The 18,241-nt window shown below is 50.6% G+C and carries 17 protein-coding genes and 1 tRNA gene; 3 read left to right on the top strand and 15 right to left on the bottom strand.

The window, feature by feature from the left end:
* Positions 1–153: 153 nt before the first annotated feature.
* The 4 genes from BLW97_RS03795 to BLW97_RS03780 all read right to left on the bottom strand — a co-directional run bounded on the left by BLW97_RS03795 (position 154) and on the right by BLW97_RS03780 (position 4,372).
* On the bottom strand, positions 154–519 hold the full coding sequence (locus tag BLW97_RS03795; protein WP_010643010.1) for a cytochrome o ubiquinol oxidase subunit IV: 366 nt from the start codon (positions 517–519) through the stop codon (positions 154–156).
* Entirely contained in the window at positions 516–1,154 is a 639-nt protein-coding gene (locus BLW97_RS03790) for a cytochrome c oxidase subunit 3 (RefSeq protein WP_010643012.1), read from the bottom strand. Before BLW97_RS03790 ends, BLW97_RS03795 begins: the two co-directional genes overlap by 4 nt.
* 69 nt (positions 1,155–1,223) lie before the next feature.
* The gene (locus BLW97_RS03785; protein ID WP_075322372.1) at positions 1,224–3,374 is read right to left on the bottom strand and encodes a cbb3-type cytochrome c oxidase subunit I; all 2,151 of its coding nucleotides are present in this window, start codon (positions 3,372–3,374) and stop codon (positions 1,224–1,226) included.
* A gap of 29 nt (positions 3,375–3,403) precedes the next feature.
* Positions 3,404–4,372, bottom strand: a complete 969-nt coding sequence (locus tag BLW97_RS03780) for a ubiquinol oxidase subunit II (protein WP_075322371.1) — start codon at positions 4,370–4,372, stop codon at positions 3,404–3,406.
* 324 nt (positions 4,373–4,696) lie between these two features.
* Here BLW97_RS03780 and BLW97_RS03775 point away from each other — a divergent pair, with 324 nt between their 5' ends.
* Entirely contained in the window at positions 4,697–5,440 is a 744-nt protein-coding gene (locus BLW97_RS03775) for a hypothetical protein (RefSeq protein ID WP_075322370.1), read from the top strand.
* Positions 5,441–5,491: 51 nt separating this feature from the next.
* On the top strand, positions 5,492–5,980 hold the full coding sequence (locus BLW97_RS03770; RefSeq protein ID WP_065974693.1) for a glutathione peroxidase: 489 nt from the start codon (positions 5,492–5,494) through the stop codon (positions 5,978–5,980).
* A gap of 20 nt (positions 5,981–6,000) precedes the next feature.
* Here the strand turns inward: BLW97_RS03770 and BLW97_RS03765 are convergent.
* A tRNA-Ser gene (locus BLW97_RS03765) sits at positions 6,001–6,090 on the bottom strand.
* A gap of 220 nt (positions 6,091–6,310) precedes the next feature.
* Between BLW97_RS03765 and BLW97_RS03760 the strand changes: the two genes are divergently transcribed.
* Positions 6,311–6,868 carry an SCP2 sterol-binding domain-containing protein gene (locus tag BLW97_RS03760; protein WP_242947679.1) on the top strand — a complete coding sequence of 186 codons (558 nt, stop codon included), beginning with the start codon at positions 6,311–6,313 and terminating at the stop codon, positions 6,866–6,868.
* Positions 6,869–6,964: 96 nt separating this feature from the next.
* Here BLW97_RS03760 and gatB read toward each other — a convergent pair whose 3' ends face one another.
* From gatB to hpnK, 10 genes are all read right to left on the bottom strand, one after another.
* Positions 6,965–8,404 (bottom strand): Asp-tRNA(Asn)/Glu-tRNA(Gln) amidotransferase subunit GatB, encoded by a 1,440-nt coding sequence (gatB, locus tag BLW97_RS03755; RefSeq protein WP_242947678.1) that lies wholly within the window; start codon positions 8,402–8,404, stop codon positions 6,965–6,967.
* Positions 8,401–9,873, bottom strand: coding sequence for an Asp-tRNA(Asn)/Glu-tRNA(Gln) amidotransferase subunit GatA (gene gatA, locus BLW97_RS03750; RefSeq protein ID WP_075322369.1), 1,473 nt, complete (start codon positions 9,871–9,873; stop codon positions 8,401–8,403). Before gatA ends, gatB begins: the two co-directional genes overlap by 4 nt.
* Positions 9,874–9,885: 12 nt before the next feature.
* The gene (gene gatC / locus BLW97_RS03745; RefSeq protein ID WP_075322368.1) at positions 9,886–10,173 is read right to left on the bottom strand and encodes an Asp-tRNA(Asn)/Glu-tRNA(Gln) amidotransferase subunit GatC; all 288 of its coding nucleotides are present in this window, start codon (positions 10,171–10,173) and stop codon (positions 9,886–9,888) included.
* 1 nt (position 10,174) lies between these two features.
* Positions 10,175–10,978 carry an MlaA family lipoprotein gene (locus BLW97_RS03740; protein ID WP_075322367.1) on the bottom strand — a complete coding sequence of 268 codons (804 nt, stop codon included), beginning with the start codon at positions 10,976–10,978 and terminating at the stop codon, positions 10,175–10,177.
* Positions 10,978–11,625, bottom strand: coding sequence for an ABC transporter substrate-binding protein (locus BLW97_RS03735; RefSeq protein ID WP_075322366.1), 648 nt, complete (start codon positions 11,623–11,625; stop codon positions 10,978–10,980). Before BLW97_RS03735 ends, BLW97_RS03740 begins: the two co-directional genes overlap by 1 nt.
* A gap of 41 nt (positions 11,626–11,666) precedes the next feature.
* The gene (hpnH, locus tag BLW97_RS03730; RefSeq protein WP_010636860.1) at positions 11,667–12,770 is read right to left on the bottom strand and encodes an adenosyl-hopene transferase HpnH; all 1,104 of its coding nucleotides are present in this window, start codon (positions 12,768–12,770) and stop codon (positions 11,667–11,669) included.
* A gap of 107 nt (positions 12,771–12,877) precedes the next feature.
* The gene (locus tag BLW97_RS03725) at positions 12,878–13,720 is read right to left on the bottom strand and encodes a ferritin-like domain-containing protein (RefSeq protein ID WP_010636861.1); all 843 of its coding nucleotides are present in this window, start codon (positions 13,718–13,720) and stop codon (positions 12,878–12,880) included.
* Positions 13,717–14,730, bottom strand: coding sequence for a lysylphosphatidylglycerol synthase domain-containing protein (locus tag BLW97_RS03720; RefSeq protein WP_143214834.1), 1,014 nt, complete (start codon positions 14,728–14,730; stop codon positions 13,717–13,719). Before BLW97_RS03720 ends, BLW97_RS03725 begins: the two co-directional genes overlap by 4 nt.
* A 3-nt stretch (positions 14,731–14,733) precedes the next feature.
* Positions 14,734–17,379, bottom strand: coding sequence for an MMPL family transporter (locus tag BLW97_RS03715; RefSeq protein WP_423230368.1), 2,646 nt, complete (start codon positions 17,377–17,379; stop codon positions 14,734–14,736).
* Positions 17,380–17,419: 40 nt separating this feature from the next.
* On the bottom strand, positions 17,420–18,241 hold an 822-nt coding region (gene hpnK, locus BLW97_RS03710), incomplete at its 5' end, for a hopanoid biosynthesis-associated protein HpnK (protein ID WP_075322363.1).

Below are 18,241 nucleotides of genomic sequence, written 5' to 3'. Positions count from 1 at the left end.
CCGCCAGCAGCAGACCAGCCGTGATGATCCGGCCAATCAGGCGCACCGCCGGCGTCATCTCCCCTTCTATGGCGTGGGGAAGCTGCCCCTCCCCGCCCGCCCCACCTAACTCAGCAGCTTGTCTCATGATTTTCTCACCCATATAGTCACCCTTCAGTGCATGCCTGGCATACCCGGAATCATCGGCATAGTGCGCAGGTATAACTGTGAGAACATCCACCAGGTCAGTCCGATCGTGATGACAAACAAGGGAATGAACATTACCAGGGCCACCGTATTCCAGATGTTGTGTTCAGAAATGTCGATATGCAGCAGGAAATAAATCTGGGCGATGGCCGCCAGACCCGCACAACCCATAATGGTCAGCAACAGGGGGAAAGGTGCCAGGACCTGACCACTGACCAGAATGGTAGCAGCCAGCATCAATAAAGATGCAATAATAAATCCTGTCAAATAACTCCCACGACTCGCCATCTGTACTTCCGGATGTTCAATCGGATTGCTATGACCATGACTCATGACATATACCCCCACAAATAAACAAACACATAAATAAAGACCCACATTACCGCCTGAAACTGCCAGAACATGCGCAAACTGATCAGACGTCCAACCACATCTTCCGTAAAGCCTTTTCTCAAGATTTGATACAACATCACCAGCATCCAGATCAGGCCGACAAAAATGTGGGCGGCGTGGACCTGGGTCAACGCGTAAAAGGCGGAAAGACCGCCACTGACTTCCGGCGTTACGCCGATGCTGATCATGCGCAACACGTCATGAATATCCAGGCCAACAAAGACGATACCCAAAACCATGGAGGCAATTATTCCGTTGATAACGCCGGCCTTACTGCCGGTTTTCAGTGAAGCCATGGAAAACCCGTAAGCCAGCACACTCAGAAACAAGGCCATGGTCTGAATAAAGGTGTACCAGGGAGCAACAAATTGTGCCGGCGTCGGACCGGTATAATAACTATGAGAATAACTCAGCACGCCATAAGCTGCGAAAAGTGTCGCAAACAACATTCCGTCACTTAAAATATACATCCAGAACCCGAAGGTTCGGGTGGAAATTACATCATGCCCTTCGTAATCATCCGACCACAAAACGACCTGGTTGGGATCTACGGGCTTATCATGAGAAGAACTCATATCCAACTCCTTCATTAAATGCTGGGCAAAAGCGTGGCAGTATCAATCCTGCCACGCTATCCGGTGGAATTAAGACAACGGTCGGGAATTTCCAGGCGGAGTACCCTGAGGTCTTTGATCACTTGCTGCGGCGGAATAAGCCGTTACTGTTCCTCCGGTATAACCACCGCCTTTGGGGAGATGTTGTTGACCATCAGACATGTTCTGCCGGGATTGCCGATCCAGCTTTTCCATTTCTTCTGCAGAAATAACGTAACCAGGATCACCTTTACCGGAACGATAAATCATGATCAGTACCGTTAAAACCAGCGCCGCAACGGTCAACCACCAGATCCGCCAGGTCAGTCCAAAACCTATGACAAAGGTTAATGCACCAATATAAACGGCTACGCCTGTGTTATTGGGCATATGTATGGCAGCAAAGTGATCTGGCCGACTTTCTGAAAGGCCATGCTCCCGACGCCAGGCCGCTTCATCCCGGGCATTGATATGAGGAACCATAGCGTAATTATAAAAAGGCACAGGTGAATCGGTCAGCCATTCCAGACTCCGGGAAGTACCCCAGGCATCTGCACCCACACGATGATGCGCCCGATCCCGAATACTGACATAAATCATCCAAAGAAAGGCCAGTACCGACAGTACATAAACGACGATGCCAATTTCCTGAACATCAAACCATACTGCCCAATGCGGATCAAAAGGCCAATCCAGGCGCCGTGTTTCGCCCATAAATCCCAGCATGAACATCGGGAAAAAGACCAGGAAGGTGCCGGCACTAAATAACCAGAACATGATTTTTCCCCAGGCTTCGTGGAGCTTGAAACCGAAAACCTTGGGAAACCAGAAAATCACTGCACCGAAAACCGCATAGACAATACAAAGCAGCATCATATGGAAATGCGCCACCACAAATACACTGTTGTGCACCATATAGTTAACCGCTGGAATAGAAAGCATCATTCCGGTCAGACCACCAATCAACAGCAGGAACAAAGCACCAATGGCCCAGAGCATGGCTGCGCTAAAAGTGAGTCTTCCCTTGTACATGGTTGCTGCCCAATTGAAGACTTTCACACCCGTGGGAATACCCACCAGCATGGTCGCAATACTAAACTCCGTACTGACATAAGGACCCATACCCATGGTAAAAAAGTGATGCAGCCAGACAATCCAGGATACGCCAGCAATGGCAAAAGTAGCTAATACCATGGCCGTATAACCGAAAATCGGCTTTTCGGAGAAAGCAGGAATAATTTCAGAAATCATGCCAAAAGCCGGAAGAATGACGAAATAAACTTCTGGATGGCCCCAGAGCCAGAACAGGTTGGTGTACAGCATCAAATTTCCACCAAATCCGGCGGTAAAAAAGTGAGTACCCAGATAGCGATCCGCACCCACCAGTGCCAAGGCCACCTGCAAACAGGGAAAGGAAGTTAACGCAATAATATTGGCCGAAACAGCAGACCATGTAAAAATTGGCAGACGACTCCAGGTCATTCCAGGTGCCCGCATTTTAACCACTGTTGCGAGAAAATTGATACTTCCTAATGTCGTTCCAAGAGCCACCAACTCCAGAGTCCATATCCAGTAGTCCACACCTACACCAGGACTATAAGCCAGTTCAAATATAGGCGCATAACCAAACCAGCCATTGTGCGAAAAGTCCCCTATAAATAGAGATATCATGATCAGAAACACAGCAGCGGCAGTAATCCATAAACCCAAAGCATTCAGATAGGGATAAGCCATATCCCGAGCACCAATTTGCAAGGGGACAATAATATTCATGATGCCGACCAATAGTGGCGTAGCCGCCAGAAGAATCATGATTAATCCATGCGCACTATATATTTGACCAAAATGAAAGGGGGTCAAATAGCCGTGAATTGCGCCCATGGCTTTCATACCATTATCACCAGGCCCCACAGCCAGCATTTGTTGGGTACGCATCATCAGGCCATCAATAAATCCTCGAAAAAGCATAACCAGACCAAGGATGATATACATGACACCCAACTTCTTGTGATCTACCGTGGTAAACCATTCTTTCCAGAGATAACCCCATTTTCCGTAATAAGTGATAGCTGCCACCAACGCTATTCCGGCGAGAACGATCACCACAAAGAGCGGCGCAAGAATGGGGTTGGTGTAAGGGATCTCGGACAAGGCGAGACGTCCCAGCAGAGGACTCCAGGGTCCAGGTACGTTAACCAGCATAGCGGTTCTCCATTGCGAGTCTGTTGTTATCAGGCGCGATGTTCTGCGGCTTGCAGTTTTAAGTAGTGAAACATGTTTTCAGTCATAAACATGGGTAAAGGCCATTTTTTGCCATCCATAACCTCCAGAAGCAGATGATTAAAAAGACCATGCTCAACATGCCCATAAACCGGGGTTTTATCCTTTACATTGATATAGGGTTCGGCAAAGCGGTTGAACTGCGCGTAATCCATGGTATTCGGGCTGTTTTCAACACCGTGCGCCCATTGTTTGAAATCGGCCATACTGACCACTTTGGTTTTGAAGAGCATCCACGAAGTTCCTGCTCCGCAATAATCTGCAGCAATACCTTGATAGGTCCCGAGATTGTTGCTTTCTAAGGCATCTTTAGTGCGCATGCCTGGCATCACATCAATCATGCCCAGCAACTGGGGTACAAAGAAGTCCGTAGTGACCGCCGTAGAGGTCAACTTGAAAAACACCGGCGTATGGGCGGGCACGACCAGTTCATTGGCGACGGCCATGTTGTGAAACTTGGGATAGATAAACAGCCATTGCCAATCCGTCGCGATGACATCAACCTGTATGGGATCGCCTTTCGGCTTCATGTGTTTGGTAATGATGGTAGGATTGTAGGGATTGACCGCGAAACTGCCATGTATGGCTACGGCCCAGGAAAGAAAAGCAACGGCAACGATTGGGATACCCCAAAAGGCCACCTCTAGTTTTCTGGAATGCTCCCATTTCCCATCATAGGTGCCACGATTCTTGCCTTTTTGGTACTTCCACATGAACCAGACAATCAAAATGGCCGTAACACCAACAATCGCCAGCATGACGGCCACATCAATCATCATGTATATGAAGCTGGCATGGGCACCTACTCCCTTGGGATTAAATATCCACCAGATGGAATGTTTTGCACAGCCATTCAATAACAGCAGTAACGGAATAATCGCCAAATAACGCAAGTGACTTAGCTTTGCTTTCTTCAACATATTCACCTCTCCTTCAATGAGGTATTTATTAGAAAAAGGTACTAAACCACTATTCAAATGTGAAAATTTATTATTATATTCATCAGGTTAAATAATTAGCTCTACTCTTTATACTCTCAACCCTGATTTATATTGGATAGTGTTATGCGATATATACATTACTACCCTCTGTAGAACAACTATAAAAAATCTATGAGATCACCCTTCTTATTAAAAGTGGATAAAAGTAATATTATTGATATTTAATATAACGAAATAATGATGATTTGATTAGCGAATATCACGAACCATGATATGCTTACATACCCAACCAGAGCGGCTGCCATGATCAACAAACCTCTATACGAACACGCGCAAGAGTTGTTTCTTTCCTGGAACACCGTAGATTCCGAAGACATTCCGGAATTGCTGATTGAACTGCGCCTACAACATAAATATCTGACCCTGTTTCGCGAACAGACTGCCCTCACCCAGCAAATTGCCATTACCAAAATGACGGCCACATCTATTCAGATAAATACGGACAACCCCTTGAGTCTTCTCGGACAAATCGGGGAAAAAGTACTCTGTGTGTACTATGGTACAGACCAGTCCCTGGGATTCCTCTCTACCATCAGGGCGATCGACGCCTCAGGAATGCATATCGATTATCCAAAACAGTTATGGCTTCGAAATACCAGAAAACATGAACGCTTCAGCCTAACGGTCAATATGACTGCCTACTGGAGTAACCCACAACTGAATGAACCCATATATGGACAGGTTATGGATGTGAGTTATGGTGGCTTTATGGGTGGAATGCATATGGCCACCTATGATGATGGCAAACTGAATATACATCTGCATGAACAAGGAGAAATTATTCTGCTCAAATCGGATCGTAGCAGTTGGAAAAGCCGGGCTGAGCTGCGGCGCTCTGCACTGGTGACACAAAACCTATCCGATTCTGATGACGTGACTATCGGACCTAACGGCTTTGCTCTTTTGGGTTTTGCCTTTATTTTTGAGGACAAGCAACAGTCAGAAACGCTTGAACAATTTCTTGAAGGTAGCATTGAACCGCTATAATAAAACGTTAAAAATTGAGCAAAAGCATAATTTGAGGTGGATTACGCTAAAATGAGCCCATTTTATAATATGCAGGCCCGCAGCATTACCGGAGAGGAAATAAGATTTGGCCACTTTCGGGGGCAGGTTGTCTTGATCGTCAACACTGCCAGCGCTTGCGGATTCACTCCGCAATATGCCGGACTGAATGAATTATACACAACCTATGCTTCTCAAGGATTCACGGTTTTAGGTTTCCCCTGCAATCAGTTCGGGCATCAGGAACCAGGAGACAACCAAAGTATTCAACTATTCTGCTCTCAACATTTTGACATCCATTTTCTGTTGTTCGAGAAAATTGACGTCAACGGAGCACATGCATCCCCTCTTTATCAATGGTTAACTAAAAGTCTCCCGGGATTTTGGGGTCGTAAAGTACGCTGGAATTTTACAAAATTCCTGTTGAATCGAAGCGGACAACCTATTGCCCGCTATGCACCCAACAAGAAACCTGAGAGATTATGTAAAGCTATTGAAAAAGCTCTGCAAGAAAACTGCTGACCGATTTTTGCTATTGATAGTGGCGGAGGCGGTGAGATTCGAACTCACGAGGGGCGCAAACCCCTGCCGGTTTTCAAGACCGGTGCATTCAACCGCTCTGCCACACCTCCGTGACTGTGGAGTTTAACCAAAGCCCGGGCAAATGTGAATGCCAGACAACTTTAACTCATACAAAAATATATTCCTTCAGTACACCAGAAACTCATTATGTTATTATTTTCTAATTGTTTATCACCAAATTAAAAATACCTTGGTTTCCGCAAGACCAAACCCGGTCTATACTCATGAGATGCTCAATGGGAGCATTCCATACTTATGGCGGAGGAGAAAATGATGTTTAAAAAAATGATGATGGCGACGGTTTTGGGATTGGGTCTTGCCGGTTCTACGATGGCAATTGCAGCAGATACAAGCAGTTCCGCAACAGAGAGTAGTGTCATAACAGCAGCATCCACAACCCCCGCTTTCATGTCTCCTGCCTGGGCCAAGGAGCTTTGCACAGCATGGAACAATAATCCGACGCTGACCGAAAAACTCGCGGGATCCTGGATCAAAAATAATGGCGGTAAGGGTTACAAGATAATGGAGGTCTCTGACTCCAGCATGAAAACCACGCCGCCCATTCAGCTCGAAATTGCCGCTAAAGACGGTAAGGCTGAATGCATCTACGGTGGTGCGGTGAAGGTTGCCGACCTTAATTACAACTACGACTACAAAATGTGGGCAACGACCCATGACTGGCATCACATGGGTTCACCTGCAATGGCCATGATGTTTGGACGTCTCAACTTCAAGGGTCCGAAAATGGAAGCCATGGAAAACATGGGTCCGTTCTCCGAATTTCTGAAACTGGTTAAGGAAGTGCCCGCCACTGTTCCGGCTTCCTGAGCGCACCCAAAAGTTGTCATATAAAAAGGGTGCCTTCTGCTGACACCCTTTTGAATGAACGGGCATTACCCACCCGCAAAACAACACTTCAAAATTTCATTCCGGCTTCTGGAGTCGTTCCAGCAACAGGGTATTCACCTGATCAGGATTGGCTTTACCCTGACTGGCTTTCATCACCTGGCCGACAAAAAAGCCCAGGAGCTTATCCTTACCCGCCCGAAAACCCGCAACCTGCTGGGGATTGGCAGCAATAATTTCATCTACCATAGCAGCAATGGCTGACGCATCGGTAATCTGACGCAGGCCACGACTGTCAATAATGGCATCAATTTCACCACCCTGGTGAAAAATTTCCTCAAATATTTCCTTGGCAATTTTCCCGGAAATGGTTTTATCTTCAATACGCTGCACCAACAGGCGTAATTTTTCGGCAGACACCGGGCAATCCTGAATTTCGACCCCCGCTTTATTCAAAGCTCCGAGCAAATCACCCATGACCCAGTTGGCCGCCAGCTTACCTTCCACGCCATCCGCCACACTCTCGTAGTAGTCGGCAAGATCACGCCCGGCGGTCAACACACCGGCATCATAGGCCGAGAGCTGATAGGCCTGCATAAAGCGTTCACGCTTGGCATCCGGGAGTTCAGGCAGACTTTGCCGGACTTTTTCAATACGCGCCTCATCCAGAACCAGAGGCAACAAGTCAGGATCCGGAAAATAGCGATAATCGTTGGCCTCTTCCTTGCTGCGCATGGAGCGTGTCTCATCCCGGTTGGCATCATACAGGCGCGTTTCCTGAACAATGCTGCCACCACTCTCCAGAATATCTTTCTGGCGCAGGATTTCATATTCAATGGCTTTTTCCAGAAACCGGAAAGAATTCAGATTCTTGATCTCCGCCCGGGTACCAAAAGGGTCTCCAGGACGGCGCAGGGAAACGTTGGCATCACAACGAAATGAACCTTCCTGCATATTGCCGTCACAAATTTCCAGATAGCGCACCAGCGCATGCAGTTTCTTCAAGTAAGCCACCGCTTCCGCAGATGAACGCATATCCGGTTCGGAAACAATTTCCAGCAGTGGCGTCCCGGCGCGATTCAAATCAATACCAGTCTGGCCGACAAAAGCCTCATGCAGGGATTTACCCGCGTCTTCCTCCAGATGTGCGCGGGTGACGCCGATGACCTTTTCAGAACCATCCGCCATCTGTACCGTCAACTGCCCCTTGCCGACAACCGGCAACTCGTACTGACTGATTTGATAGCCCTTGGGCAAATCCGGATAAAAGTAATTTTTTCGCGCAAACACGCTATGCCGATTCAGCTCGGCACCAATCGCCAGACTCAAAGCAATGGCTTTATCGACGGCTACCCCGTTCAAAACCGGCAATGCTCCCGGCATGGCCAGACAAACCGGACAGGTATGACTATTGGGTTCTGCACCAAAAGCAGTCGGGCAGCCGCAGAATATTTTTGTGGCGGTGTTAAGTTGCGCATGAACCTCCAGACCGATAACCACTTCCCAGTCCATACTCATGCCTCCCCCGCCTTCAAGTTTGGTCGTGCCAGATGCCAGTCAGTTTCCTGCTGATAGCGATGCGCCACATTCAACAATAAATCGTCAGCAAAATAATCTCCCATCAACTGCATGCCAATGGGCAGGCCGGATTGGGTGAAGCCACAGGGCAGACTGAGAGCCGGAATCCCCGCCAGATTCACGGCAATGGTATAAATATCGGCCAGATACATGGAAATTGGATCAGCGTTTTTTGCACCCAGTGCAAAGGCGGGTCCCGGGGTCGTAGGGCCGACAATGACATCCACCTCGGCAAAAGCGCGGCGGAAATCTTCGCGAATCAGACTTCGCACCTGCTGGGCCTTGAGATAGTAGGCATCATAATAGCCCGCAGAAAGGACATAAGTGCCGACCAGAATACGCCGCCGCACTTCGGCACCGAAACCTTCATAACGGCTCTGCCGATACAAGTCATCCAGGTTTTCTACGGCACTACTGCGATGGGTATAGCGTACTCCGTCAAAACGCGACAGATTGCTGGAAGCCTCAGCCGGTGCCAGGACGTAATAGGTACTGACCGCATGAGGGTTATTTGGCAGGCGAATGGATTGAATGGAAGCGCCCTGTTTGGCTAACTGATCTATCCCCGCCTGCACGGCGGCAGCCACTTCCGGATCCAGTCCCTCGCCAAAAAACTCTTCGGGCACGCCGACGCGCAATCCCTGCAGAGGACGATCCAGTCCACGCAGAAAATCACTGGCAGCCGCCGGGTGGCTGGTAGAATCCCGAGGATCATGGGCCACCATGGCATTCAGCAGCAAAGCACAATCCTCGGCGGAACGCGCCATCGCCCCCCCCTGATCGAGACTTGATGCGAACGCAATCATGCCATACCGGGAAACCCGTCCGTAGGTAGGTTTAATCCCGGTAATACCGCAAAGGGCAGCCGGTTGACGAATGGAGCCGCCGGTATCTGTGCCTGTGGCCACCGGCACCAGACCCGCTGCTACCGCCGCTGCCGAACCACCGGAAGAACCTCCGGGTACCATTTCCGTATTCCAGGGATTACGAACAGGTCCAAAATAACTGGTTTCGTTGGAAGAGCCCATGGCAAATTCATCCATGTTAAGCTTACCCAGCATGACCATGCCTTCTGCGTACAGACGCTCCACGACAGTGGCACTATAAGGGGCGACAAAGTTTTTCAGCATTTTCGACCCACAAGTAGTCGGCACATCTGCCGTACAAAAAATATCCTTATGGGCGATGGGCAAACCCAGCAGCGTTCCGCTTTCGCCTTTTGCCAAACGGTCATCAGCCCGAGCGGCAGATTCCAGGGCAGCAGCCTCGGTCACTGTTACAAAAGCGTTCAGTTCCGGGTTTAAGGTATGGATACGCTTGAGCAGGGTTTGCGTCAGCTCTTGTGCAGAGAAATCCCGTTTTTGCAGACCCTCGCGGAGTTGCCGCAGAGAAAATTCGTGGAGGTCCAAATGCTGCTCCTGTTATTCGATGACTTTGGGGACAAGAAAAAGCCCGTGCTCGGTGGCCGGAGCACTGGCCATCAGGCGTTGGCGTTCATCATGATTGGACACCTGATCCGGGCGCAGTGGCTGTTCCAGATCCAGAGGATGGGCCATGGGTAAAATCCCCTCTGTGGGTATGGCACTCAACTCCTCAACGAGCGACATGATTCTTTCCAGTTGACTGGCCACTGCCGGCACTTCTTCCTGGGGTAGGGCCAGACGGGCCAGATGAGCCGTACGGCGCACTGCATCCTGATCAAAAGCCATATTAATGCTTTCCTTTCGTGTTGACGCTGGATTCATTGCTGGCTGGGGTCGTTCCAGTAGGCGGAGGTAAAGACAGACCTTCAAGCAACTGGCTTTTACTGACTACCCCGCCACTGATCAAATACTGTTCATGCTGTTCCCAGGCATTGCGCATAAACTGATAAGGGTCCACCGCTTCCTGAACCATGCGGATTTTCGGACCATCCACATAGCCCGTATTAATCACCCCCATGCCACTCAAGGCATATTGGGCAGGGGTACTGGTGAGATAATATGCGGGGCCGGTAAACATGACCATGGCGAGACCCGGCAAACTCCGCAACGAACTGGGTCCATAAAAGGGTAATACCAGATAGGGTCCCTGTGGTACGCCCCAGACTCCAAGCGTCACCCCCAGACTATTGTCGTGCATGGGTAAATCCAGTTTGTCAGCCACATCAACCAAACCACCCACACCGAATAGGGAGTTGACCAGAAAACGGCTCAAATCTTCCATACCCTGTTGTACCCGACCTTGCAAAAAATCGTTGATAAAAATGTAAGGCATGCCCACGTTGGAAAACACGTTACTAACGCCCTCGCGGACAAAACCCGGAGTCACCGCTTTGTAACCCGTAGATACCGGCTCAAGCACATAATCGTAAAGTCCCATATTCACATGGAACATAGTATGGTTGAAGGTTTGCAAAGGCGGTCGACCGGATCCCGAAGTGCCGGAGCCGGGACCATTCACTGTAGCGCAGCCTGATAGCGCCAGCACGGAACTGGCGAAGATGCCACCAAGCAACCAACGCCAGCGAAGCATCAATTTTTACCACTCGCATAATGAGCAGTTTGCGCTTTCAAATGCGCAATCAAGGCCGGGAACCCCTTGGTTTTAATGGTTTCATCATATTCAGAACGTTTCAGGGATAAATCACTGACCCCGTCGGCAACCACATTCACAATACGCCACTGTCCATCCTGTTGCTGGAGCAGGTAATCAAAACGATGGACCTTGCCATTGCGCATGGTCAAGGTGCTGAATACGCCCTCAGTTCCGGGCTGCATGGTTTCGCTGTTGACGACCGCAAAATGTTCGCCCTGATAATTATCAAAACGAGCCGCATATGTGGCTGCAGTATAGTCCGCCAACACGCTTACAAATTCTTTCTGTTGCGCAGTGGTCAGTTTGGACCAGTGGCTGCCCAGAGTCAGACTGGCAATCCGGTCAAAATCATAGACTTTCCGGACTACAGGAGACACCACGGCATATCGGCCCTGATAACCCATTTTGCTGCCACCCTGCATGGCTTTCAATAAGGCTGCATCGAGCGTATCAATAGTGGCTTTTGGTGTCAGGACCTTGGCTTGCGCGGCAGCCGGAGCTGCGACAGCTGCTCCGGCTGAAATCATTGGCGACATGGACAAAGCCGCTGCGACAGCAAGCAACATGGCATTTCTCATAAGCATAAAATCTCCCTGTTAGCCCTTTTTGGACGGCCAATCGCTTACTAACGTTCAACCCGTAATGGAAAAACCGGATGGTCGGATCCCTGTGAAGGGGGAATGGTTGGCATATCCGGAGCCATAGGGCCTTCCGTACGCGGCCCACGCAAGGCTACTTTAAGCGCCCGCAGGGGGTGCGCAAACGTGTCATTGACCGCTGTCGGCTCAAAACCGGAATGGACCTGACACTGATCGCACTTGCGGTTAACCCCGACGCCGTACTGATCCCAAGGAGTCGTTTCCATCATTTCCTTGTAAGTCTGGGCGTAGCCTTCACTCACTAAAAGGTAGCAGGGCTTCTGCCAGCCAAAAATATTGCGGGTAGGATTTCCCCAAGGCGTACATTGATAATTCTGGTTACCTGCCAGAAAGTCCAGAAACAGACTGGACTGATTAAACGTCCATTTCGCCTTGCGTTCCTTACCAATACGGAAAATATCCCTGAACAACTGTCGGGATGCGCGCCTTTGAATGAATACTTCCTGCTGGGGGGCTCTCTCATAGTTGAAGCCGGGAGAAATAGTCACACCCTCAACACCCAGGGCCTTGCAGTCATCCAGGAAATTGGCTACTTCTTCCGCCCCTTCACCCTGAAAGAGGGTACAATTCACGGTCACCCGGAAGCCTTTTTCAACCGCCTCCTGAATAGCCAAAGCTGCCCGCTTGTAGGTCCCCGGTTGACAGACAGAATCATCATGGCGGTGTTCATTGCCATCCAGATGGACAGAAAATGTCAGATAAGGAGAAGGCGTATAATCATCCATACGCTTTTTCAGCAGGAGTGCATTGGTGCATAAATAAACGAAGCGCTTGCGTTCCACCAAACCCTTCACCACTTCCGGCATATCCTTGTGAATCAGTGGCTCACCACCGGCAATGGAAATGATGGGCGCACCACATTCTTCCGCTGCGCCAATGCACTCTTCCACCGACAGGCGTTTATCCAGCACATCATCGGGGTAATCGATTTTCCCGCAACCCGCGCAGGCCAGATTACAACGAAACAACGGCTCCAGCATCAGGACCAAAGGATAACGCTTACGCCCCCGCAGTTTTTGCGAAACAATGTAGCGACCCACCTTGTAGCTCTGAATTAAAGGAACACCCATAGTATCAACACCCCCACCTGGTGGCTAAACAGCCTGTGAACAAATAACAACCTTAATTGCTCAAGTATAACATACCAAAGCGTATGCAGGACAAGCGCAGCAAATAATCAGGCGCCTTTACCCCGGGACAGAAAGAAAAACAGTATATTGGCAATACGCGGTGCCAATTTCGGACGCAGCAAACGGGCATCATAAGCAGCAAAGCGTCTCTCGTTTTCCGTCCGACATAATGCGAGCAACTGTGTCAGGCTAATGTCGCTACTCACCTGTTCATGGCCGGTCATGGTAAAATTTTCCTCCTGATGATCATTCAGGCCCCTTGCCGTTTGAATCCGCGCCCAGGCCTGCATGCTGATGACCTGGATACGTTGAAACTCAAGGACGATTTTTTTCCAGAACGGCAGGCGCCGACGGTGCCATTTTAACCAGTTGATGAAAAAAATGATGTGGCGCGCTTCTTCCTGCATGACCGGCTCAAATATCTTGACCAGCTCAGGCGGGAAAAATCCCGAGTTTTTGGCCGCAGCAAACAGCCCGAAAGCAAAATAGGAATCCAGACATTCGCCATATCCCGTAAATAGAAACTCCCAGTAGGGATCCCGCAAGGGCGGCGGCGGCGGAGAGGGAGGTATCTGAATATGATAATGTTTTATCAAAGCCTGCAGTAATTCCGAATGTCTTTGTTCTTCCTGACCATCCAGGGCCACAGCAGCACGCACTACGGGATCGGTTTCCCGTGCCGCCATGCTCTGAACCATCCGCGCGGTGACACTCTCCGTCGCTACCGCCTCGCCCCAGAAAGGCAGGGATTTGACCCGTTGTTCCGTGGCAGCATCCAGTTCCGGCCAAGGCATATTTGCAGGATCAAAATGCACATGGGTATCGTGCATGAACTGGCAAAACAAATCCCGATGCTGCTCAGAACCCAGCTCTATGGCCATTGCCGTCATAAAACCCCCTCTTTCCCGGTTGAAACCTGTAACCACCTTCGACGCATATAATGACTTTCTGATGCAACCCATGACAAGAGGACCGGGACACCCAGAAACAGTTCACGCAGACGACGGGCCAAAGCATAAGCCAGAGCCAGATCTGGACCGATACCGACCACCGTTCCGAACAGCATAAAACCGCCCTCCTGAATTCCAATACCTGCTGGCACCACAAATGCCACACTACGCAAAGCTTGCCCCAGACTTTCGAGGAGCAAGGCCGCCCAGAAAGGTACCGGATGGTGCAACAGCCAAAAAGTAAAAACGACCTCAAGAGTGCCCGCAAAAAGCCCGGCTAATTGCCAAAAATTGGCCACTAACAAAGCGCGCCCCTTGTCGTAAAAACTCCGGATTTCCGCATCGAGAAGACGCGGATCACCGATAATCCCCAAAACATCATAACCGTCAAGCATTCGCTTACTGATGCTCTGCACCAGCGAAAACAAGCCTTTATGTTTTTGCAGCCAGAAAAAAATGACCAGCACCGGAATCGACAGGAAAAGGAAACCCAGAACTTCGAAAACCAGGAGGTGATTGCTGACCGCAAACAGCAACACCACAACTCCCAGCAAAGCAAACAAGAACTGACTCACCAGAGTCAAAGTGATCTCGACTATGACACTGGCACCGGCCACGTAGGGCGAGACACCATATTGACTGAGCATTCGGATTCCCAGCAGTTCACCACCTATCCGTGCCACCGGCAATAAACCGTTCACCGATTCGCGAATCAGGGCCAACCACAACAAAAACCCAAAGGGGGCGCGCGCCTTGCCACGTAACAGCCACTTCCAGCTCAAGGTATCCAGAGCCAGCGGCAGCAAATGAAACGGCAGCAACCAGAGCAACCCCCAGCCCGCCACGGCGAGCAGTGCCACAATTCCGGCAAAACCGGCATGCAGCACCAGATAAACACCTAAGGCCAGACCCAGTAATCCAGCGAGCAGAATGAGCATTTTCTGTTTCAAGGCTTAGCTGCCTTCATCCTGTGCGATTCCCTCTTCGCGGGGAGAAGACGTAAACAGCAGCATCAGGGTCGGCAAAATAATCAATATACACAAAAGTACAATGGCCAATGCCAGACTCAGCGCCTCGCCAAGACTCGCCATGCCCGGATCACGGGATACGGCCATACTGCCAAAAGCACTCAAGGTGGTAAGACCGCTGAAAAACACGGCCATCGGGGTTGAAGTTCCCAACAAATGGGCAACATCCACACCATTGCGCCAGCGCACCACAATATAGATGGCAAATGCCACACCCAGACCAATCAAAAGGGGTAGGACAATAATATTACCCAAATTGAAACTCAAGCCCAGCAGACTCATGGCCGCGACCGTAAACAGTGCCGCCAGCAGCAACGGAATCATGATCAGCAGCACATCCCGATAACGGCGCAAGGCTAAAAGCAACAACAGACTGATACTGGCCAGCGCAATGTAGGTAGCTTCCTGAAAGGCACCAAGAACAGCCTCTCCACCCTGCACCAGCATGACCGGGGTTCCAACCGCCCTGGGCTCGACCTTGAGCACGCTCTGAACAAATTGATACATGGCCTGGTTACTACTCAGATTGGCCTTGGGGAAAATCTCTACACGCGCCTGACCCGCCGCACCTACATAGCGATCCTTGAGCGCTGCCGGCAGGGTTTGCAAATTGACCGGTCCGGCGGACAGAGCCATACCCAGCTGTTTCAGCTCGCCGGGCAGAGTACCCATCACACTATTCTGTAAAGCATTCATGGCGGCGGGCTGTTTTCCCTGCTTCTGTAAAAATGTCTGAAGATGATCAGCCAACTGCCCGGTCATTTTACCATCTGCAGACGTCTGACCATCCTTGACAGCCAGAGCACGCAGATCCTTGACCAGTTTATCCAGTTTCTTACGCGTATCTGCAGCCGGTGGGGTCAAGGCTGTCGGCATCATGAGTGAAAAAGGGGGTACCAGAATCTGCAGATTCTGCAAAATGGCCAATTTTTTGGACTGGTCCTTGGGAATATAACTTTCCACAGTCAATGCCCGTGCCACTGTTGGTAACTGCTCGACGCGCCGGGCCACGGCCTGAGCAGCGGCAATATTGGGTGTGAGTACTTCCATCCGGTAGGGAGCGGTATCGGGGTTAGCCAACAGCTTTTCAAAGACTTTTACCCCTTCGGCGTGACTATCAATCATGTGGAGTGGATTAAAGTCAAAAGTTGCCCGCATCGCCAGGGGAATGGCGGCAACGGCGAGTATGGCCACCAAACCCAATACCCAGTAGGCATAGCGATGGATTGGATGTTTTGCCAGAGTAGGCACCATCGTAAAATGCGGATAATTAATGACCCGATGTTGTCCGTTTAAGGCAATGGGCCACAAGGTCAAATAAGCAGGCAAAAAAGTCAGGGTCAACAGCAGCGCAATAAGCATGCTGGTCCCGGAAATCAGCCCAAGATCCACAATTCCGGCATAACTGGTAGGCACAAAGGCGTAAAAACTCAGTGCCGCCGCCACTGCAGCCAAACCTAGCGCTGTTCCCATACCCTGGGTCACCCGATGCATGGCTACCCGATGCACCGCACCGTTGAACAATTCCTCGCGATAGCGCAGACAGAATTGAATACCGAAATCCACACCCAGACCAATGAACAAAATAGCAAAAGCCACAGAGATGAGATTAAAGGGGCCGACGAAAAACAAGGCCCAGGCCGTCGTCAGAATAATGCCCGATACCAGCCCGATCAGCACACCACTCACCAATTTCACCGAGCGTAGGGCAATGCTGAGTAAAATGATTTCCAGCCCCAGAGTCAGCGCCAGGGATTCACCAGCACCATGACTGACGGTCTGGAGTTGCTCCGCATCCAGCACAGCCCCTCCGGTCACACCGACGCTGACGCCGTGGGCGGTATTTAACTGCAAACTCTGCAAACCTGCCTGCAAGGTCCGGATGGCAGCCTCGGCAGGCTGTAAGGAATGATAATTCATGGCTGGCTGAATGATGACGAAGCGCTGGGCAGGGCCCAGCTTGGCCAGGTCTCCGCCCATCATTTCACTCCAGGAAATCTGGTACGGCTTACCCTCCAGGCGGGCTTTCACGGCCTCATTCAACGCCGAGAATATGGCCGTCATGCCCGGCAACTGCACACCATTACTCAGTCTTTGGCTGATGGCCATACTCAACAAATCACTTAAACCACCAAGACTGGGATCGGCGGACAAACGGGCAATCAGGGGCTGGGCATTGGTAATGCGATCGGCAAAATCCTTTACTTTTTCCGGAGACAAATAGAGCAGACCATTCCGCTCAAAAAAACTGCCACCACTCGGCACGTACACACTGTGAAACATCTTCGGGCGAGCGCGCAGCCAGGTCTCCAGACGGGTAACTGCTGCGTCGCTACTCTGAGGATTTTTTCCCTGCAGTACGACTACAATGGTGTTTTGGTCCTGGGAAAAAACCTTGTGGTAAGCCAGCTCACGCTTCTGAAAGGGCAGATCGCGAGACAGGGCATGGCTGGTATTGGTATCTACTGCAAAATGTGTAAACGCATAAAACAGGGCCAGCAAGGTACCAATCAGCACCAACCCCATCACCCAAACAGCCCGTCGCACTGAAAAATCGACCACCTGCACCATAAAATGCGCAATGGATTTGCCGATACTTTCCAGGAATCGTTCAGCCGCTGGTGAAATCACTGAATCTACCTCTCACAATTTGATGATCATGCAAATACTCCCCAACCCTGGGACTCAACAGGGCGGCATATTCTGCCTGGGGCTCATAATCAGGCATGAGCTTTCGCAGTAAAGGACTCTGGGTGGTGGCCGGATGAAAATAAATTTCTACCAGAGACTTTTCTGGCAGACAGTTCAGCAGACCCAGCAGGCGTGATTCGGTCATATGTCCGGTGGCATCCAGACCGCAAAGCAAATCATTGTAAAGCAGTCCACGCTTATCCAGTTGTCGGCGCATTCTTGCCAACCAGGGGCGCAAAAAAAAAGCCCAGAAGGCAGGTGCGAAGCCCCGCGCACCACCACATCGCGCCACCGCCAGTGACTCCCGGGGGAGACGTACTGCCCGCAATTCAAATGCCTCCCCAATATCCAGCATCAGACTTAACACCGTAGGATGCAAATGCAGATGTTTGTGGGCGTTGGCATGATCGAGCACCAGACCGGCATCTGCAAAGGCGGCAAACTGCGCGCGAATTTCTGCCGCCAACTGCCTGCGCACCTTGGGCAGAAAAAAATAACGCACGCCGCGCAACCATAAATCCGCTGCAAAACGGCCCTGAACGTCCACCAGATCCGGCACCTGTTCCGCTGGCAACAGCGGCGCTCCATCCACCAGAGTCAGGTGCAAACCGACACCCAGTCCAGGCAAGCTTTTCGCCCGGCGTATGGCATCAGCCGCCGCAGGGGCCCCCACCATAAGACTGGCGGTGGTCAGCACACCCTTCTGATATGCTGATTCCGCCGCCTCATTAACCGCGAGATC

This window comes from Acidithiobacillus albertensis (assembly GCF_001931655.1).
GTDB lineage: Bacteria > Pseudomonadota > Gammaproteobacteria > Acidithiobacillales > Acidithiobacillaceae > Acidithiobacillus > Acidithiobacillus thiooxidans.
This window is presented reverse-complemented; position numbering and strand designations above follow the sequence as displayed.

Coding starts and splice junctions, on each gene's coding strand:
- BLW97_RS03795 (WP_010643010.1), bottom strand. CDS start 519: ATGAGTCATGGTCATAGCAATCCGATTGAACATCCGGAAGTACAGATG.
- BLW97_RS03790 (WP_010643012.1), bottom strand. CDS start 1,154: ATGAGTTCTTCTCATGATAAGCCCGTAGATCCCAACCAGGTCGTTTTG.
- BLW97_RS03785 (WP_075322372.1), bottom strand. CDS start 3,374: ATGCTGGTTAACGTACCTGGACCCTGGAGTCCTCTGCTGGGACGTCTC.
- BLW97_RS03780 (WP_075322371.1), bottom strand. CDS start 4,372: ATGTTGAAGAAAGCAAAGCTAAGTCACTTGCGTTATTTGGCGATTATT.
- BLW97_RS03775 (WP_075322370.1), top strand. CDS start 4,697: ATGATCAACAAACCTCTATACGAACACGCGCAAGAGTTGTTTCTTTCC.
- BLW97_RS03770 (WP_065974693.1), top strand. CDS start 5,492: ATGAGCCCATTTTATAATATGCAGGCCCGCAGCATTACCGGAGAGGAA.
- BLW97_RS03760 (WP_242947679.1), top strand. CDS start 6,311: ATGATGTTTAAAAAAATGATGATGGCGACGGTTTTGGGATTGGGTCTT.
- gatB (WP_242947678.1), bottom strand. CDS start 8,404: ATGAGTATGGACTGGGAAGTGGTTATCGGTCTGGAGGTTCATGCGCAA.
- gatC (WP_075322368.1), bottom strand. CDS start 10,173: ATGGCTTTTGATCAGGATGCAGTGCGCCGTACGGCTCATCTGGCCCGT.
- BLW97_RS03740 (WP_075322367.1), bottom strand. CDS start 10,978: ATGCTTCGCTGGCGTTGGTTGCTTGGTGGCATCTTCGCCAGTTCCGTG.
- BLW97_RS03735 (WP_075322366.1), bottom strand. CDS start 11,625: ATGCTTATGAGAAATGCCATGTTGCTTGCTGTCGCAGCGGCTTTGTCC.
- hpnH (WP_010636860.1), bottom strand. CDS start 12,770: ATGGGTGTTCCTTTAATTCAGAGCTACAAGGTGGGTCGCTACATTGTT.
- BLW97_RS03725 (WP_010636861.1), bottom strand. CDS start 13,720: ATGACGGCAATGGCCATAGAGCTGGGTTCTGAGCAGCATCGGGATTTG.
- BLW97_RS03715 (WP_423230368.1), bottom strand. CDS start 17,379: ATGGTGCAGGTGGTCGATTTTTCAGTGCGACGGGCTGTTTGGGTGATG.